Annotated in this window: 16 protein-coding genes and 1 pseudogene; 7 read left to right on the top strand and 10 right to left on the bottom strand. The window is 64.9% G+C overall.

What is annotated here, in order from left to right:
- The first annotated feature begins 78 nt into the window (after positions 1-78).
- From pstS to AAFG16_RS15195, 3 genes and pseudogenes are all read left to right on the top strand, one after another.
- Positions 79-1,131, top strand: coding sequence for a phosphate ABC transporter substrate-binding protein PstS (gene pstS / locus AAFG16_RS15205; RefSeq protein ID WP_342739645.1), 1,053 nt, complete (start codon positions 79-81; stop codon positions 1,129-1,131).
- Between the two features lie 66 nt (positions 1,132-1,197).
- Positions 1,198-1,455: pseudogene (locus AAFG16_RS15200) on the top strand (aquaporin family protein); the annotation flags it as partial.
- Between the two features lie 166 nt (positions 1,456-1,621).
- A complete protein-coding gene (locus AAFG16_RS15195) occupies positions 1,622-2,320 on the top strand; it encodes an ABC transporter permease (protein ID WP_342739644.1) in 699 nt (232 codons plus the stop codon).
- Here the strand turns inward: AAFG16_RS15195 and AAFG16_RS15190 are convergent.
- Positions 2,294-3,103 (bottom strand): extracellular solute-binding protein, encoded by an 810-nt coding sequence (locus AAFG16_RS15190; RefSeq protein WP_342739643.1) that lies wholly within the window; start codon positions 3,101-3,103, stop codon positions 2,294-2,296. The genes AAFG16_RS15195 and AAFG16_RS15190 overlap by 27 nt on opposite strands.
- A gap of 286 nt (positions 3,104-3,389) precedes the next feature.
- Between AAFG16_RS15190 and AAFG16_RS15185 the strand changes: the two genes are divergently transcribed.
- Positions 3,390-4,637, top strand: a complete 1,248-nt coding sequence (locus AAFG16_RS15185; protein ID WP_342739642.1) for a hypothetical protein — start codon at positions 3,390-3,392, stop codon at positions 4,635-4,637.
- Between the two features lie 63 nt (positions 4,638-4,700).
- Positions 4,701-4,985 (top strand): TonB-dependent receptor plug domain-containing protein, encoded by a 285-nt coding sequence (locus AAFG16_RS15180; protein WP_342739641.1) that lies wholly within the window; start codon positions 4,701-4,703, stop codon positions 4,983-4,985.
- Positions 4,986-4,995: 10 nt separating this feature from the next.
- Here the strand turns inward: AAFG16_RS15180 and AAFG16_RS15175 are convergent, their stop codons facing one another.
- Positions 4,996-6,312 (bottom strand): alpha/beta hydrolase-fold protein, encoded by a 1,317-nt coding sequence (locus AAFG16_RS15175; protein ID WP_342739640.1) that lies wholly within the window; start codon positions 6,310-6,312, stop codon positions 4,996-4,998.
- Positions 6,313-6,578: 266 nt separating this feature from the next.
- Here AAFG16_RS15175 and blaBJP point away from each other — a divergent pair, with 266 nt between their 5' ends.
- Both blaBJP and AAFG16_RS15165 read left to right on the top strand, forming a co-directional pair.
- The gene (blaBJP, locus tag AAFG16_RS15170) at positions 6,579-7,466 is read left to right on the top strand and encodes a BJP family subclass B3 metallo-beta-lactamase (protein WP_342739639.1); all 888 of its coding nucleotides are present in this window, start codon (positions 6,579-6,581) and stop codon (positions 7,464-7,466) included.
- 300 nt (positions 7,467-7,766) lie between these two features.
- Entirely contained in the window at positions 7,767-9,776 is a 2,010-nt protein-coding gene (locus AAFG16_RS15165; RefSeq protein WP_342739638.1) for an EAL domain-containing protein, read from the top strand.
- A gap of 6 nt (positions 9,777-9,782) precedes the next feature.
- Here the strand turns inward: AAFG16_RS15165 and AAFG16_RS15160 are convergent, their stop codons facing one another.
- From AAFG16_RS15160 to AAFG16_RS15125, 8 genes are read right to left on the bottom strand one after another with little or no spacing between them, the layout of a single operon-like run.
- On the bottom strand, positions 9,783-10,499 hold the full coding sequence (locus AAFG16_RS15160; RefSeq protein WP_342739637.1) for an ABC transporter ATP-binding protein: 717 nt from the start codon (positions 10,497-10,499) through the stop codon (positions 9,783-9,785).
- Positions 10,492-11,247 (bottom strand): ABC transporter ATP-binding protein, encoded by a 756-nt coding sequence (locus AAFG16_RS15155; protein WP_342739636.1) that lies wholly within the window; start codon positions 11,245-11,247, stop codon positions 10,492-10,494. The genes AAFG16_RS15160 and AAFG16_RS15155 overlap by 8 nt, the downstream gene beginning before the upstream one ends.
- Positions 11,244-12,242, bottom strand: a complete 999-nt coding sequence (locus tag AAFG16_RS15150) for a branched-chain amino acid ABC transporter permease (RefSeq protein WP_342739635.1) — start codon at positions 12,240-12,242, stop codon at positions 11,244-11,246. The genes AAFG16_RS15155 and AAFG16_RS15150 overlap by 4 nt, the downstream gene beginning before the upstream one ends.
- Positions 12,239-13,114: a branched-chain amino acid ABC transporter permease gene (locus tag AAFG16_RS15145; RefSeq protein WP_027564099.1), complete on the bottom strand. Its 876-nt coding sequence runs from the start codon at positions 13,112-13,114 to the stop codon at positions 12,239-12,241. Before AAFG16_RS15145 ends, AAFG16_RS15150 begins: the two co-directional genes overlap by 4 nt.
- A gap of 11 nt (positions 13,115-13,125) precedes the next feature.
- Positions 13,126-14,367 (bottom strand): ABC transporter substrate-binding protein, encoded by a 1,242-nt coding sequence (locus AAFG16_RS15140; protein ID WP_342739634.1) that lies wholly within the window; start codon positions 14,365-14,367, stop codon positions 13,126-13,128.
- A 23-nt stretch (positions 14,368-14,390) separates the two neighbouring features.
- The gene (locus AAFG16_RS15135; protein WP_342739633.1) at positions 14,391-16,766 is read right to left on the bottom strand and encodes a xanthine dehydrogenase family protein molybdopterin-binding subunit; all 2,376 of its coding nucleotides are present in this window, start codon (positions 16,764-16,766) and stop codon (positions 14,391-14,393) included.
- A complete protein-coding gene (locus AAFG16_RS15130; protein ID WP_342739632.1) occupies positions 16,763-17,287 on the bottom strand; it encodes a (2Fe-2S)-binding protein in 525 nt (174 codons plus the stop codon). The genes AAFG16_RS15135 and AAFG16_RS15130 overlap by 4 nt, the downstream gene beginning before the upstream one ends.
- On the bottom strand, positions 17,284-18,144 hold the full coding sequence (locus tag AAFG16_RS15125; RefSeq protein WP_283085272.1) for a xanthine dehydrogenase family protein subunit M: 861 nt from the start codon (positions 18,142-18,144) through the stop codon (positions 17,284-17,286). Before AAFG16_RS15125 ends, AAFG16_RS15130 begins: the two co-directional genes overlap by 4 nt.
- Between the last annotated feature and the right edge of the window lie 145 nt (positions 18,145-18,289).

Raw genomic sequence — 18,289 nt, 5'->3', positions numbered from 1 at the left:
GGCCAGTGCGAATGCTTCGCGACGCCATTGTGACATAGCCCACATCAGCCTGGTGCCCCACCTGTTAGCGTCGCGCACATGACAAAACATATTGCACTTCCCATCTTCCTCGCCGCTCTGCTCGTCGCCACGCAGGGCCCGGCGGCCGAGACCAAGGGAGCCGGCTCAACCTTCGTTTCGCCCGTGATGGCGAAATGGATCGACGCGTACAGGTCGAAGACCGGAAACATTGTCAGCTACCAAGCCGTCGGCTCGAGCATCGGCGTCGGCCTGATCAAGAAGGAAGCCGTCGATTTCGGCGCCAGCGACATGCCGCTCGATCCCAAGGAGCTGGACAGGCTCGGCATGATGCAATTCCCGATCGTGATCGGGGGCGTCGTGCCGGTGGTGAATATCGACGGCGTCAAGCCCGGCCAGATCCGCTTCACCGGGCCGGTGCTCGCCGACATCTATCTCGGCAAGCTCAGATCCTGGAACGACCGGGCCATTCGCGCCATCAATCCCGACATCAACCTGCCGAACACGGCGATCACCGTGGTCCATCGCGTCGACGGATCCGGCACGACGTTCAACTGGTCGAACTATCTCGCGAAGGTCAGCCCGCAATGGAAGACGAGCGTCGGCGAAGGCACCTCGGTCGAATGGCCACTCGGCCTCGGCGGCAAGGGCAATGACGGCGTCGCCTCGCTGGTCAGCCTCGTTCCGGGCGCGATCGGCTATCTCGAATACACCTACGCGCTGCAACGGCTCGATCGAATCTCATTCGGTGTGGTGCAGAACACAGCCGGCAATTTCGTCGTTCCCGACGCCGCCTCGTTCCAGGCGGCGGCCTCGAGCGCGGACTGGAAGGCGGAGAAGGATTTCCATCTCGTGCTGACCAATGCGCCGGGCGAAGACGCATATCCCATCACGGCGACGACCTTCGTGCTGATGCCGAAGATGCCGAAATCACAGGAGCGTGCCGCAGCGGCGATCGACTTCGTCCGCTGGTCTCTGGAGAACGGCAAGTCGGAAGCCCAGACGCTCAACTACGTCCCCCTGCCCGCCGCCCTGATCGATCAGATCGAGCGCTACTGGCAGCAGAACTTCGAAGCGCAGACGGTCTCCGCAGCGGCCAGCGTGAAACGTTGAGGCCCCAAAGGGCCGGCCGTCAGATCGAGATCGGGGCAGCTCGCCCCGATCTCGATTGACAGACATGCCGTTCCTTACTCCGTCGGCCTTTACATCACATCGGCGTCTTGGTTCACGTCCTCGACGTCGTTCGCCAATCCCGCCGTCACCATCGCCCGCTCGCTATCCGATACGTTCGCAGGGATCGGCCCTTGGGGCGTTCCGGCGTTCATCACCGGTCAACTCATCGGGGCCGGCCTTGCCGTTCTGCCGGCGCGCTGGCTCTGGGCCGCAGCCTCTAAGACGTGGAGCGCTTCTCCGCTTCCGTCCGATGGGCCTGTATAACCGGGCCTCAAATTCATTTCCTGAAATGAATCGCGTTTCCAAATCGCTTTCCCGGGTATTCTGTGCATGTCGACGAGACCAGCAGAGACCTATCCGTGACGCGATCATGCAGCTTCGACATCGATGATCCCGAGGCGTTCGGCCCGCCGGCGAAGCGCCCGGCCGAATGAACGACTTCGCGCGATCCGTTGCCGCAGCCTTCGCGCTGATCGGCGAAGCCGATGCCGAACTACTCGGCATCGTCGCGTTGTCCGTGCGTGTCAGCCTGACTGCCAGCATCGTCGCGCTGCTGATCGGCGCGCCGTTCGGGGCCCTGCTTGCCATCACCCGCTTCCGCGGGCGGCAGGTCATCATCGTGCTGACCAATGCGCTGCTCGGCCTTCCGCCGGTCGTGGTCGGGCTCGCGCTCTATCTGTTGCTGTCGCGGTCCGGTCCGCTCGGGGCTGCCGGCCTCTTGTTCACGCCGACCGCCATGGTGATCGCGCAGACCCTGCTCGCCACACCGATCGTGGTGGCTCTGGTGCACCGGCCGGCGAGCCTGCTGTGGGCGGAGTATGGCGACCTCGCGCGGATCGACGGATTGTCGGCCCTGCGCAGCATGGCGCTTTTGTTCGCGCTGGGACGGACCTCGCTGCTGACCGCCTTTCTCGCCGCGTTCGGGCGCGCCATCGCCGAGGTCGGCGCCATCATCATCGTCGGCGGCAACATCCGCGGCTTCACGCGCACGATGACGACGGCGATCGCGCTGGAGACCAGCAAGGGCGACCTGCCGCTGGCGCTCGGGCTCGGGCTGATCCTGCTCGCGCTCAGCGTCGCGGTGTCGACCGTCGCCTTCCTGCTAGTGGGACGCGTTGGGAAAAAATAGTTGCTCGCCACCGACCTTGTAGCCGGCGATCGCATCCTGCCCCTTCGGCGAGACGAGCCAATCGATGAAGGCCTGCCCGTCCTTCGCCTTCACGTTCGGATGCTTTTCCGGATTCACCAGCATGACGCCGTATTGATTGAATAGCCGCTTGTCGCCCTCGGTCAGGATCGCAAGCTCGCCGCGATTCTTGAACGACAGCCAGGTGCCGCGATCCGACAGCAGATAGGCATTCGACGACGAGGCCATGTTCAGCGCCGGGCCCATGCCCTGCCCGATCTCGCGATACCAGCTGTCCTTGCCGGCGGCGATGTCGATGCCCGCCTCTTTCCACAATCTCAGCTCGGCCGCATGCGTGCCGGACTTGTCGCCGCGCGAGATGAACGGCGCTTTCGCCGCCGCGATCTTGCGCAAGGCATCCGCGACGTCCTTGCCGCCGGCGATCTTCGCCGGATCGCTCTTCGGGCCGACGATGACGAAGTCGTTGTACATGACGTCGAAGCGCTTCACGCCCTGCCCTTCGGACATGAACTTGTCTTCGGCCGGCTTGTCATGGACGAACACCACATCGGCATCGCCGCGCCGTCCGATGTCGAGCGCCTGACCTGTGCCGACGGCGACGACCTTCACCTCGATGCCCTCGGCCTTCGAGAACAGCGGCAGCAAATAACCGAACAGGCCAGACTGCTCCGTCGAGGTCGTGGAGGCCACGGTGATGCTGCGATCCTGCGCGAATGAGCATGTCGACCAGAACAGAACCGCTGCGATGGCGGCAAGCTTCCTCATTGCGTCGTCCTCGGACCTGGATTTCGGGTGCTCCAAACTATGTCAGGCGAACTGCACAGGGAACCCCGACGATCGGCCCAACCCGGGCGCGCGATCCGGCCGGCCGTCGCTGCAAGTGCCGACGGCATCTCACCTGCACGGCACATGTGGATGTTCTGCAATTGGTCCCGGTCAGATTGACATAGGCGTGACAGGCGGGGCAGTTTTTCATATTGCTGACGAATCAGCGATTGCCTCACGCCGAGTACCTCTTGGACAACTCCCAGTGCTTTCGAGACTGATATCGTTGCTGCGCCGCATTCCAGCGGTGAAATGGGCGTTCACCCGGCTTCGGCCCTTGCCGCACGGCGGCAGCATCGACGTCGCGGCGAACGTAGCAAGCGACTCGCCAGCCATCCTTGCCGACGTAGCGGAAGCCGCTCCGACGCTCGACGCGAGCAGCGCCGAACCATTACATGGCCAGGCCGACATCACGGCCACGACTCCCGTAGCCGAAGACGAGCCCGCGATCGCCGTGATCGCGAAGAGCCCGTCAGCCACGCCAGCTGACATCAGCATCAACGACGAACCCTCCCGGGATATGCCCACTGAGGCCGATCCGGTTGTGGTCGAGCAGGCTTCGGTCCTGCCGATCGATGCCGCCAGCGAGCAGGATGAGTCTCCCGAAGTCGTCAGCGGCGATTCTACCGGGGAACTGCTGGCGAGCATTGAGCCCGTCATCGCACAAGAGACGCCGGTCTCGTCTATCGAGGTTGCGAGCGAACCGGCCGATGCTCCCGAAGCTGACATCAGCAGCGTTCCATCGTACGAACTCGCGACCGAGTTCGAGCATGCAGCCGCGGACGAGACTCTGGTCGCGTCGGTCGATGTCGCGATCGACGTGGTTGATGCTCCCGTTCTTCTCGTCGCCGACGATCCCACCCCCGACCTTCTCGTGGTTGACGCGCCGGCCGCTAACGACGGCTCGTGTGTCGCGTGCGCCGATGACAAGGCATTGGATGTCTCCGAGAGCAACATCGACAGCGATCCCGCTCCCAGCGTCGCGGCGGAGATCGAGCCGGTCGCCGTCAACGATCCTGCCCCCGTCATGGTGGTCGCGGCGGAGGACTCTTCCGCCGACGCAACCAGCGGCGTCGCCGAGAGCGCGCCGGAGCCGGTCCTCGAGTCTCCCGTTCCGGAAATTCTCCGCGCACCGAAGACCCGCACAAGGGTCACGGAACCCGCCGACCGTGCCGCGCTGATCCGACAGCGCTGGGCGGAGACCGGGATCAGGATGTGGAATCCGCGGCTTCACGGCACCGGCGATGCGACGCTGAACATCCAGGGCCGGATCGGACTGCTGCCGCCCGCGCCCGGCGAGACGATGCCGCGCTACGACAAGCTGGAATTCAAGATGCTCGGCGGGCAGATTGTCTGTGAGGGCGTCATCGTCGAAGCGCCCGCGCAGGTGGACAAGCGTAGCTTCACCCGGCTCGCAGAACCCGTGAAGACCGTCCGTGAGGCGGTGCGGGAACGCCAGGCCGCCCTCGCCTGACCCTTTTCATCTGCGATCGCGCTCGCCATATGCCAGGCTGACACCCTGGATATGGGACACCGCATGTTCGCAACATCATTGCGACTGGTCGTGATCGCTGCTCTCTGCGTCTCGCAAGGAGCTTTTGCGGCGTCCGGCAAACGGCCGCGCCATGTGCCGACAACGGCGGCCGCGATCGATCCCGCAGCGCCCTACAAGGCCGACCGGCTGTCCTCCTCGCGCGGCGAGACCTTCCTCAACACGCCCGGCCAGACCACCGTGCTGACGCGTCAAAGGCTCGACGACATGAACGCCACCAGCCTCCGCGACGCCATGCGCTCGACCGCCGGCGTGACGATCGGGCGTTAAGCGTCTGCACTCAGGGGATCGGATAACCCTTCCAGACCCACTCCAGCGCCGACGGCAGCGTCTGCGCGATCGTCGGGCGATCGACGTGCTTGGCGTTGCGCACGAACAGGAACTGGTACTGATAGCCCTTCTCCGCCAGCACCTTGGCCATCAGCGCGTTCGACAAGGTCCAGTCGTGCATGCCGTCGGGAATGGTGGGGTTCGGATAGAACAGGTCCTGGTCGCCGCCGAAGAACCAGAAGCGGATCGGTTTGGCCGGCGCGGCGACGATCAGGGGCACGCCGGGCGGCTCGGCCGGCGTCAGCACACCTGCCTTGGAGATCAAATTGGGACCAACCGGCCCCGTCCATGCGCTGTGATACTCCCAGGCGCCGCCGCGCAGGGACGGGTCATGCGGCCATTGCTGGTTGACCATCGTCGGCGAGAAGGCCAGCACGCGGTGATAGAGATCGGGAAAGAACCAGGCCATGGTGAAGGCGGCCGCGCCACTCGAGCTCAATCCCATCGTCGCACGTCCGTCGGGATTCCTCGTCAGCTTGACGTCGGCGTTCTTCTCGACCAGCGGCAGCACCTCGCGCTCGACGAACTGCGCATAGGTGCCCGACACCGCGTCATATTCGCGGCCGCGCTGGCTGCCCTGCGCGTCCTGCCCGCCATTGCCAATCTGGATCGCGATCATCGGCGGCACGCGGCGTTGCGCGATCAGATTGTCGAGCGTGGTGGCGAGATCCTTGTAGGCGTTGGAGCCGCCGTCGCCGACCACGATGAACGGCGCCTCGGAGCCGCGCACATATTGCGCCGGCACGTAGACGTCGATCGTGCGCGACCAGACACCGGGATGGCTGGTGGTGACGATCATGTGCGACTTGTCGTCCGGCGCGGTGACCGTCGTCATGATCGAGGAGTTGGTGCAGCCCGCGACGTCGTCGCGGATCAGGCCGGGATTGTAGACCGTGCTCTCTTTCGATGACAGCGTGAAGGATTTCGTCGTGCCGCGCGGCACGCCTTCCTTTGCGATCGTCTCCGGCGCGGGATTGTGGGTGGGGCCGATGATGAAATTGCCTTCGGCGCCTGGCGGCGGCAGCGTCCCGTCCGGCAGCTCGGTCGCGCGCGGGTAGTTGGCGCTGAAGGGATCCCGCGTCGGCGGCGCCGTCTTGAAATCGAGGCCTGTCGTGTCGATGAAGAAGGGCGCGGCCTTGTCGGTGGTGTTGGCACCAGGCGGCACGGCCATGTTCTGTGTGACGCAGACCGGCTGGGCCGACGCGATCGACAAGAATGAGACGACGGAAATCAGCATCCCCGCAAGGACGAACAATGGATTGGTCATTTCAGCTCCCCGTGCCGACGAGTCTTGCTGGCCCGTCTTGAAGCAAAGTATGCCGGGCCGCCGATGCCGGGTCAAACAGCAAGCGGCCGCATTGCAGCGATGGCCCCATGCTCAAACCGGGCGGCGCCCCTTATTCCGCGCATGCAGCGAAAATTTGAGAGCGTGATGCCGTTGCTGCCGTCCTCCGCACGACGTAGCTTGCGCACCGGCCGCGCCGCGCAGATGCCGCGTCTGGCCGAAACGACAAGAACACTCGGGAGGCAACCATGAGAAAGCTTACGGCCGCGCTGTGTGCGCTGGCGTTCCTCACAACCGGCGCGCAGGCGCAGACCATCAAGGACTTTCTGGCAACGGTCATGCAGAAGTGGACGGCGCCGTTCGAGCCGTTCCAGCTCATCGGCAACATCTACTATGTCGGCACCGACGGCATCGCCGTCTACGTCATCAAGACCTCGCAGGGCCTGATCCTGATGGATACGGCGATGTCGCAGTCGACCGGCATGATCAAGGACAACATCGCCAAGCTCGGCTTCAAGGTCGCCGACATCAAGATCATCCTCAACACGCACGCCCATCTCGACCACACCGGCGGCTTCGCCGAGATCAAGAAGGAAACCGGCGCGCAGCTCATCGCCGGCGAAAGCGACAAGCCGCTGCTCGAAGGCGGCTACTACCCCGGCGACGAGCAGAACGCGGACCTCACCTTCCCCGCGGTGAAGGTCGACCGGACCGTCAAAGAAGGCGACAAGGTCACGCTCGGCGACACCACGCTGACGGCGCATGCGACACCCGGCCACTCGCCGGGCTGCACGAGCTGGGAGATGACTGTCAAGGACGGCAGCCAGGATCGCGATGTGCTGTTCTTCTGTAGCGGAACGGTGGCGCTGAACCGGCTGGTCGGCCAGCCAACCTATCCCGGCATCGTCGACGATTACCGCGCGACCTATGCCAAGGTGAAGGCGATGAAGATCGACGTGCTGCTCGGACCGCATCCGGAAGTCTACGGCATGCAGGCCAAGCGTGCGGAAATGAAGGACGGCGCGCCAAACCCGTTCGTCAAGCCGGGCGAGCTCACGACCTACGCGACGACGCTGTCGGAGGATTTCGACAAACAGCTCGCCAAGCAGACGGCGGCGCTTCAAACTGCGAAGTGACAGCAGCCTCCACCTCTCCCTCCTGGAGAGGTGGACCGGCATCCCGCGATGCGCGGCCGCGCGTCGCACCGATGCCTATGGTTAGCAGAACGTAGCTGCGGTTCTCGCGGGGGTTTCGTCATCCGGACGCGCCCCTCCGCCACCTATCCTTAACGCCGTCTCACCAATACACGCGGCCGGAAGATCGCCGCGGTAGCGCGCAACTTGCGCGGGCTTTTGGTCCGGTTCCCATCTAACGCGCTCTTTACCCGAGCCGTGCAAGATCGCCTGCATTTTGAAGGGATCCGGGGCCGTATTGCAATGCCTGTCGCCGATTTGAAGTCTCACCTCGCCGCCGCGATGCGGCTGTTTCGCGTGCCGGCCGACAATCCGGACCTGACGCGCGCGCAGTTCGACGCCTTCTCCAAGCAGATCCCGCTGCTCTACTTCATCCTCATGAGCAACACGATCGCCGTCGCCTATACCTATGTTAACGTGGCGCCGGACTGGCTGACGATGGTCGTGCCCTCGGTGCTGACCGTGCTTGCGGCGCTCCGGACCATCTGGTGGCTGCGCCAGCGTCATCTCGTGCGCAGCGATGCCGACATCCTGCGCAATCTGCGCGCCACCAACTGGATGACGCTGCCGATCGGCGCGGGCTTCACCGCGTGGTCGTTCGCGCTCTATCCTTACGGCGACCCCTTCGCCAAGAGCCAGGTCGCCTTCTACATGGCCGTCACCGTGATCGGCTGCATCTTCTCGCTGATGCATCTGCGTTCGGCGGCGCTGATCGTCACGCTGGTCGTCGACGTGCCCTATGTGCTGTTCTTCTGGGCCACCGGCGAGCCAACCCTGAAGGCGATCGCCGTCAACAACCTTCTGGTTTCCGGCGCGATGGTGACCGTGCTGGTCATCTACTATCGCGACTTCGCCGATCTCGTCGCCAGCCGCAAATCGCTACTCGCACAGCAGGCGGCGACGCAGGCGCTCTCGGACGAGAATTTCCGTCTCGCCAATCTGGATTCGCTCACCGAGCTGCCGAACCGCCGCCGCTTCTTCGCCGAGCTGTCGAGTGCTTTCATCGACGCTGGGCGCAGGAAGGTTCGCGTCGCGGTCGGCATCATCGACCTCGACGGCTTCAAGCCAATCAACGACAATTACGGCCATTCGGTCGGCGACCGCGTCCTGATCGAGGCTGGCCGGCGTATCCGCGAGGTCTGCGAAGGCTTTGGTCCGCAGCGTGTCGAATTCGCAAGGCTCGGCGGCGACGAGTTCGGCCTCGTCGTATGCGGCGACCCTGACGATGCGGACCTGACGCGGCTCGGCGAACGCATCGGCGAGCAGGTCAAGCTGCCTTACCAGCTCGACACGGCCCATACCGGCCTGTCCTGCTCGATCGGCTTTGCGCTGTTCCCGGATTCCGCGACAACGTCAGAAGCGCTGTATGAATGCGCCGACTATTCGCTCTATCACGCCAAACGCCATGTGCGCGGCCGCACCGTGATCTTCTCGAGCGAGCTCGAGGCCGAGATCCGCAGCCGCGGCGTCATCGAGACCCTGCTGCGCACCGCCGATTTCAGCACCGAGATGGACCTGGTGTTCCAGCCGATCGTGGACGCCATGAGCGAGCACACCGCCGGCTTCGAGGTCCTGGCGCGCTGGCACAGCGCCCGCCTCGGCCTGGTCTCGCCGGCCGATTTCATTCCGGCCGCCGAGCGCATCGGCCTGATCCGCCCGCTGACGCAGGCGCTGCTGGCGCGCGCGCTCGCGACGGCGAAGACCTGGCCAGACCACGTCCGTCTGTCGTTCAACCTCTCCGCCCACGATGTCTGCGCGGTCGAGGGCATCCTGCCGCTGATCTCGATCATCGAGACGAGCGGGCTGCCGCCGCACCGGATCGATTTCGAGATCACCGAGACCGCCGTCACTTTCGACTTCGTGCGCGCGCAGCGGTCGATCGCGACGCTGAAGGCGATGGGCTGCGGCATCTCGCTGGACGATTTCGGCACCGGCTATTCCTCGCTGAGCCATGTGCACCGGCTGCCGCTCGACAAGATCAAGGTCGATCGCAGCTTCGTCGCCGACATCAACGAGAATCCCGTCAGCCACAAGATCATCAAGTCGCTCACGGGTCTGTGCGACGACATGGAGATCGCCTGCGTCGTCGAAGGCGTCGAGACCCGTGCGCAGCTCGACACCCTGCGCCGCCTCGGCTGCGATTACATCCAGGGCTATTACTTCGCAAAACCGATGCCGGGCGATGCGATCGGCGACTACCTGGCGACCGAACGGCAACGGCTCGACGGTGGAGCGGCCAAGGTCGTGGCCTGAGGCTCATCAGACCGCGCAGTAGCGCTCCTGAATGTCCTTGTCCGCCAGCAGCGCCGCGGCGCTGCTCTGATGCACCACCTCGCCCTGATCGATGATGACGGCGCGATCGGCGAGGCGCAGGGCCCATTCGACGTTCTGCTCGACCAGCAGCAGCGTCTTGCCCTCGTCGCGCAAGCGGCGGAACAGCACGCCCATCTCTTCGACCAGGACGGGCATGATCCCTTCAGAGGGCTCGTCGAGCAGAATCATCTTCGGCTTCGCGATCAGGGCGCGTGCGATCGCCAGCATCTGCTGCTCGCCGCCCGAGAGCGTCACGCCTTCCTGCTCGAGGCGCTCCTTCAAGCGTGGAAAGGTCTCCGCGATTTCGTCGATGGCGGCGCGTTCATCGATATCGCCGCCGGCGACGAGGCCAAGCCGGAGATTCTCGCGCACGGACAGGCCCGGGACGATACGGCGCTCCTCAGGCACGTATGCCAAGCCTAGATGAAACCGCTGATGGGCACGCAGCGGCAGGAGGTCCGTGCCCGCAAAGCGCACGCGCCCTGCCGCCTTTGGCATAAGCCCCATCATCGCCCGCAAGGTCGTGGTCTTGCCCGCACCGTTGCGCCCAACGAGTGCGACCACCTCGCCCGGATTCACCTGCAATGAGATGCCGTGAAGGATATGGCTCGTGCCGTACCAGGCGTGGAGGTCGTTGATTTCGAGCAGCGCGGTCTCAGCCATAGCCTTCACTCTGTCCGAGATAAACCCGGCGGACTTCCGGATTGCTCCTGATCTCGTCGGGCGCGCCGTCCGCAAGCAGGCGGCCGTGGTGCAGCACCACGACGCGCTTGGACAGACCCAGCACCATCTTCATCTTGTGCTCGACCAGCAGCACGGTGCGCTTGTCGGCGAGCCGTTCGAGCAGCGCGACCATGTCCTTGGTTTCCTCCGGCCCCATGCCGGCGGTCGGCTCGTCGAGCAGCAGTAATTCCGGTTCGGAAACCAGCGCGATCGCGATCTCCAGCGCGCGCTGCTGACCGTGGGAGAGGAATTTTGCCAGCTCGCCGCGCTTGCCGAGGAGCCCGACGGCTTCCAGCGCGGCATCGGCCTGCGCATTCAGCTCAGTCAGCCGGGCGCGGCTCCGCCAGATATCGTAGCTTACGGTGAGCGCCTGCGCCGCGACGCGGACGTTCTCGTGCACGGACAGGTCAGGGAAGATGTTGGTGATCTGGTAGGAGCGCGAGATGCCCTGGTGCACGAAGCGGTGCTGCGGCAGGCCGTTGAGCTCAATTCCTCTGAAGTGCAGCTTGCCCGAGGTCGGGGCCAGGGCACCCGAGAGAATGTTGAAGAAGGTACTCTTGCCCGCTCCGTTCGGCCCGATGATCGAGGTGAGCTGTCCCGCTGCAAAGGACACAGTGATGCCCTCAAGCGCGACGAAGCCGCCAAAATGCTTGCCGATGCCCTCGGCGCGGAGCAGTTCGCCGGTCATGGCCGCGCCTTTCCGATACGAAGCGTATCGAGCAGCGTGCCCCAGATACCCTTGGGCAGGAACAGCACGAACAGCACGAAGATCGCGCCGACGAAGATCTGCCAATGCGGCGTCCAGAGCGAGATGACGTCCTCCAGGATCAGGAAGCTCGCCGCGCCGACGAAGGGCCCGAAGAAGCTGCGAGCGCCGCCGAGCAGCACCATCATCACGATCATCCCGGAGGTCTGGTAGTGCAGGATGTCCAGCGGCACGATCGACAGGTGCAGCGCCAGCATACAGCCGCCGAGCGAGGAGATCGCGCCCGACAGCATGAACACGATCAGCTTGCTGCGCTCGACGTCATAGCCGCAGGCCCGAGCCCGCTGCTCGTTCTCGCGGATGGCCTCGATCACGGCCCCGAACGGCGAGTTGAGAATGCGCGACTGGAACCACATCGCCAGCGCCGCGAAGGCCATCAGCACGTAGTATTTGTTGATGGGATCGAGGAAATTGACCTGAAGGCGGAACAGGCTGATCCGGTCGACCGTGAAGCCGCGCAGGCCGTTCTCGCCCCCAGTGAAGAACGAGGCCTGCAGCGCGACGTAATAGACCAGCTGGGCGAGCGCGAGCGTCACCATCGAGAAATAGATGCCCCGCGTGCGCGTCGAGACGATACCGATCGCGGCGGCAAGGCAGGTGCTCAGCAGCACGGCAATCGGCACCGCGGCGAACCACGGCACACCGTAGCGGCCGATCGCGATGCCCGTGAAGTAAGCCCCGGCACCGAAGAACGCCGCCTGGCCGAATGACAGCAGCCCGGTGTAGCCGAACAGCAAATTGTAGCCCATCACCACGACGCCGTAGATCAGGACGTTGACGGCCAGCGCCTGGGACGGCAGCAGCCAAGGCAGCACGGCCAGCACGGCGATGGATAGCAGCACACGCTGCTCGAGGAGCCAGCCCATCGCGCCGGACGAGGATGTGGCGGTCGCTTCGCCGCTCGATGGTCCCGTCACGCGGTCCTCCCCCTCACGCCGAACAGGCCTTGCGGGCGGATCAGCAGCACCACCGCCATCAGCGCGAACATGACGATGGTCGCCATCTCAGGGGCGAACAGCGCGACCATGCTGATGGAGATGCCGACCATGAGGCCGGCAACGACGGCTCCGACGATCGAGCCGAGACCACCGATCACGGTAACCACAAAAGCTTCCGCCAGCACCAGCGAGCCCATCTCCGGATTGACGCTGCGCATGGGCCCGGCCAGCACGCCGCCGAGCGCGGCGAGGCCGACGCCGAGGCCGAAGATCGCAAGCCATACCCGGCCGATATCGACGCCGAGCACCTGCATGATGGTGGGATCGCGGGCGCCGGCGCGCACGATCAGGCCGACGCGGGTCTTCTCCAGCGTCAGCCAGAGCACCAGCAGCACCACCGCCACCAGCGCGATCACGAACAGGCGGTAACGCGGGAAGAAGCCGATGCCGAGATCGACCACGCCGATCAATTGCGGCGGGGTCGGGAACGGAATGCCGTCGCTGCCGAACACGATGCGCACGCCCTCGACGAGGATGTAGCTGAGGCCGAAGGTCAACAGCAGCGGATCGTCGATCGAGCGTCCATAGAGCCTGCGGATCAGGACGAACTCGATCAGCATGCCGAAGGCGCCGATCAGGATGGGCGCAAGCAGCAATCCCCACCAGAAACTTCCAGTCAGCGACGCCAGATAGAGGCCCGCATAGGCTCCGATCATGAACAGCGCGCCGTGCGCGAAGTTCACCACCCCGAGCATGCCGAACACGATCGTCAGTCCAAGCGCAGTGATCACCAGGACCGCCCCAAGGGCGATCCCGGAGAGAAGCTGCATGATGATCAGCGACAGGTCCATCGTCACAAGACTTAGGTCGCGTGGCCGAGCTCGCTGCAGCTGCGCAGCATGTCGTCGGAGCCGGCGTCGTTGGCGAGAATGGCGAACAGGTCGTTGTCGCCCGTCATGGCCGATTTCTTCTTGGACTCCAGCACCAGCACCGACTGCACCGATTGATGGTCGCATTTGCGATAGTGCTGCGGGCCTTTGGTCAGATCGTATTGCAGTTTCTCGAGGGCATCGACCACCTTGTCGGTGTCGGTGCCACCGGCGGCCTGCATGGCCGCGAGCAGCGATCCGACGCCGGAATAGCCATAGGCGCCGTAATCGGTCGGAATCGCACCGCCATTGGCGGCCTTGAACGCCGCGTTGAAAGCGGCTGCCGACTTGCTCTGCCCCTCAAGGCCCCAATAGTAATTGGCGCCGCCGACCACGCCCTCGAACACGTCGGGACCAACGGCGAGGCGCTGATTGTGCAGGATCACGGGGACGACGATCTTCATCTGCTGCTTCACGCCGAAATCCACGGCCTGCTTGATCGCATTGGCCTGGTCGCGGCCGAAATTGGAGATGCAGAGCACGTCCGGCCGCATCGACATCAGGCGCGGCATGAAGGTGGAATAGTCGGCCGCGCCGAACGGATGCAGGATCTCGCCGACATTGTCCGCCCCGATCGCCGCCTGCGCGCGCTTGAAGCCGCGCAGCATCTCATGGCCGTAGGCATAATCCGCCACAAGATGCGCGACCTTCATGCCCTTCTTCAGCGTCTGCCGCGCCACCGCCGCCGTCGTCATGTGCGGGTTCAGCGCTTCATGGAACGTGTATTTGCTGAAATCCTTGGCTTCGTTGATGGTGTCGGACTGGCTGATCGAGACGTAGATCACGCCGCGAGCGCGGGTGACCTCGTTGACCGCGAGCTGCACCGCGCTGGAGAGTGCGCCGACCACGGCGTGAACCTTGTCCTTCTCGATCAGCTCCAGCGTCCGGGTCGCGGCTTCGCCGGCGTTGAGCTTGTCGTCACGGACCAGGAGCTCGACCTTGCGGCCGGCGATGCCGCCCTTGTCGTTGACGAGCTTGACGGCGAGCTCGGCGCACTTGACCTGATCGCGCGCTTCGGCGGCGAACGGGCCCGTGAGCGGCGTCGGGAAGCCGATGCGGATCGTCTCGTCCGCCGCGCGGCCGAGCCGGGGCATGGCGAGGAGTGCCGCGCCGGCCGAGAGACCGGCGAGCGCAGTGCGGCGGGTTATCTTCGACGTCGAACCGGATTTGGGCATGATTTCCTCCAACTGTCTTTTTTCTAGAATCGCTTCAGGGCTTTCAGGACTTTGGTGGGCGTGATCGGCACCGAGTTGATCGTGGCATCGAATGGCGCGAGCGCATCGTTGACGGCGTTGAGCACGCAGGCGGACGCCGCCGCCGTGCCGGCCTCGCCGACCCCCTTTGCGCCGAGCACCGTGTCCGCAGTCGGCGTCTCGACGTGGGCGATGACGATGTCGGGCATCTCCATCGGCATCGGGACGAGGTAGTCGGCGAGCGAGCCGTTCATGAGCTGGCCGGTGTCACTGTAGCGGCATTCCTCGAACAGCGCGGCGCCCAGCCCCTGCACGATACCGCCGCGGAGCTGCTCGTCCACCAGCATCGGGTTGATGACGCGGCCGCAATCCTCGACGATGAAATGCTTCAGCACCCTGATGAAGCCGGTCTCGACATCGATCTCCAGCGAGCAGCCCTGGATGCCGTTGGTGAAGGCGAAGGGATAGCCCTGCGGCGCGAAGTGATGGCTCACGGTGAGCTGCGCCTGGGTGCCCGGCGGCAGCGTGTCGGAGCGGAAATAGGCGATGCGCGCGATCTCGGCGATCGGCATGCGCTGGTTCCGGGTCGCCGCGTCAACCACGTGCCCGTCGATGATGTCGAGCGCCGAGGACTGCTCCTGGAGAATGAGTGCGGCGATCTCCAGAATGTTGCGCTTGAGCGCGCGCGTCGCCTGGAGTGCGGTCTCGCCGCCGATGCCGGCGCCGCGGCAGGCCCAGGTGGCGCCGCCATGCGGTGTCACCTCGGTATCGCCGGTGATCACCTTGACGTGCTCCTGCGCGAGGCCGAGCTGATCAGCGACGATCTGGCTGATGATCGCCTCGGTGCCCTGCCCTTGCTCGGTAACCGAGATCAGGCAGCGCACCTCGCCCGACGGGGTCAAGCTGAGAATGGCGCCGTCCTGCGAAGAGATCCGCGCACCGCCGACGCCGTAGAAGGCCGGACTCGGGTTGGTGATCTCGACGAAGGTCGCAATCCCGATGCCGCGATAGATGCCGCGCTTGCGCAAGTCAGCCTGCTCGGCGCGTAAGCCGTCGTAATCCATGATGTCATGCAGGCGCTTCAAACAGGCCTGATGCGACAGCGCCTCGAAGCGGTAGCCGGTCGGCGAGGTCTGCGGATAGGCGTCGTCGGCGATGACGTTCTGCGCGCGGATTGCGAAGGGGTCGAGGCCGAGTTTCGCCGCGGCGATGTCCACAAGCCGCTCGGTGACGGCGCAGGCGATGGGGTGACCGACGGCGCGGTACTGGCTGGTCTGCACCTTGTTCTGGAAGATCACCTCGAGCGTGGCGCGATAGTTCTTGAAGCGATAGGGCGCGCCGATCAGTCGGATCACCTGATTGCCCTCGACCACACTGGTGCGCGGATAGGTCGAGAACGCCCCGATCGCGGTCAAGTCCAGCACGTCCATCGCCAGGATCTCGCCTTTGGCATCGAGCGCCATCCTGGCGTGGACGCGGTGGTCACGGGCGTGAATGTCGGAGACAAAAGACTCGATGCGATCGGCGACGTATTTGACGGGGCGGCCGAGCAGGATCGACAGGCCGACCACGGCCATGTCCTCGTGATAGACATGCAGCTTCATCCCGAAGGAGCCGCCGATGTCGGTCGCGATCACGCGAACGCGGGCCTCGGGGATGCCGTAATGCCGCGAGTAGAGGTCCTGAAACTGATACGGCGTCTGCGTCGCGTGATGCACAGTGAGCGTACCGGCGGCTGGATCGTAGTCCGCGACGATGGCCCGCGGCTCCAGGGTCACCGCGGTATGGCGGCCGAAGGTGAATTCCTCTTCCACGACGTGCGCCGCACTCGCGAAGGCGACGTCGACGGTGCCGTTATCCAGCTGGGCGCGGAAGCAGGTATTGTTGGCGCTGCCGGGATTGATCACCGGACCACCAACCTCGCGCGCACCGTCGATGTCGACGACGAGCGGAAGATCCTCGTAATCGACCTCGATCAACTCCAGCGCATCCTCGGCAATCGCGCGGCTCTCCGCAACGACCGCGACGACCGCCTGCCCTGCCCAGACCACGCGATCGACCGGCAGCGGCAATTGCGGCGCCGAGGTCATGCCCCTGAAATGGTCGAGCGTGCCGGTCCAGGGCATGCAAATTTTTGCGAGATCCTCACCGGTGGCCACGAGATGCACGCCTTCGAGCGCGCGGGCCTCATCGGCATTGATCGCAGCGATCTTCGCGTGCGCATGCGGGCTCCGAAGGAACGCGGCATGGAGCATGCGCGGCAGTTTGAGGTCGCTGATATAGCGGCCCCGCCCCGCCAGAAGCCGTTTGGCGTTCGGCCGCGGCACCGAACGGCCGATATAGGAATTGGGGCGATCAAGCGAGGTCAGAGGCGCGATCATGTGGCGCCTCCGCCAGCGCTGCGTGCTTTCGCTACGGCGTCGATGGCGTCGACGATCGCTTCATAGCCTGTGCAGCGGCAGTAATTGCCCGACAGCGCGTCGCGGATCTCGTCCCGGCTCGGCTGCGCCACCTGCGACAGCAGCTCGTGGGCATTGATCAGCATGCCCGGCGTGCAGAAGCCGCATTGCAGCGCGTTGCGGCGATGAAATTCGGCCTGGAGGTCGGCGATCAGGCCGCTGTCGGAGAGGCCCTCGATGGTGTTGATGGCCGCACCGTCGGCCTGGACCGCGAACATCAGGCAGGAATGCACGGCGCGGCCGTCGAGCTGCACGAGGCAGGCGCCGCAGGCCCCCATCTCGCAGCCGGCATGCGTGCCGGTCAGCTCGAGCGAATTGCGCAGACAATCCACCAGCGTCTCACGCGGCGCGACCTCACAGGCGACCTTCCGACCGTTGACGACGAGGCGGACACGCACGGTCTCGTCCGCGTCATCCAGCAGGGTCTCGTCAGAATGATTCATGCGCCCTCGCCCAGACGTCCGAGCAGGCGGCCGAGCAGCACGCGGGCGAGATGCAGCCGCATCGCGGGCGGCACCTCGTCGCTGTCGGGCGGCGCGAGGTCGCCTTCAAGCGCGGCCTGGGCAGCGGCGATACGCTCCGCATCCAGGCTCGATCCGATCAGGGTCGCCTCGGCGCCCTTCACCCGCGTTGGCGTATTGCCGACCGAGAAGAAGGAGATACGGATGTCGTCAACGCGTTCGCCGGTGAAAGTCGCAAGCATGCCGCAGCCGACCAGCGCATAGTCGCCGCGCCGCCGCGCCAGTTCGTCGAACGCAAAGCGCTGGTCGGCCTTGAACAGCGGGACGAAGACAGCAGTGATCAGCTCGCCGGGCTGCAAAGCGGTCTCGAACAGGTCGAGGAAGAAGTCGTCGGCCTTGATGCGTCGGCCGCCCGAAGCGCCAGCAATCTCAATCTCCGCATCGAGCGCCAGCGTCATCGCAGGAAATTCGGACGCGGGATCGGCCAGCGCAACGCTACCGCCGAAAGTGCCGCGATTGCGGATCGCGGGATGGGCGACGAAGGGCGCCGCCGCATGCAGCAGCGGGGCGAACTCGGCTATCAGCGGCTCGCTCAGCATCTCGCAATGCCGCGTCAGCGCGCCGATGCGCAAATAGCCGCCGTCGCGCCTGACGCCGCGCAGCGCGTCGATATGGGTAATGTCGATCAGCAGCCGCGGCGCCTGGAGCCGCAGTGACAGCGCCGGCACGAGGCTCTGCCCCCCGGCGATGAAGCGCGCATCATCGCCAGCGCGCGCATGAGCATCCAGCGCCTGGTCGATCGTCGCAGCACGAAAATAGCTGAAAGCCCTCGCCTTCACCGCCGTTTCCTCGAGATCCGTCGGCTCATCAGCCGGGATGCCAGATTTGTAACCATCTGGTCTCAAAATCCTGACACGCCGCTGGAAGGCGGTCAACAGGAAATGACCATTTGGTCACAAATGCAGCTTTAGGCTAAGAAAGCGA

The organism is Bradyrhizobium sp. B117 (assembly GCF_038969555.1).
In the GTDB taxonomy this organism is placed as follows: Bacteria; Pseudomonadota; Alphaproteobacteria; order Rhizobiales; family Xanthobacteraceae; genus Bradyrhizobium.
The sequence above is the reverse complement of the archived record's forward strand: the minus strand, read 5'-3'. Positions and strand labels throughout refer to the sequence as shown.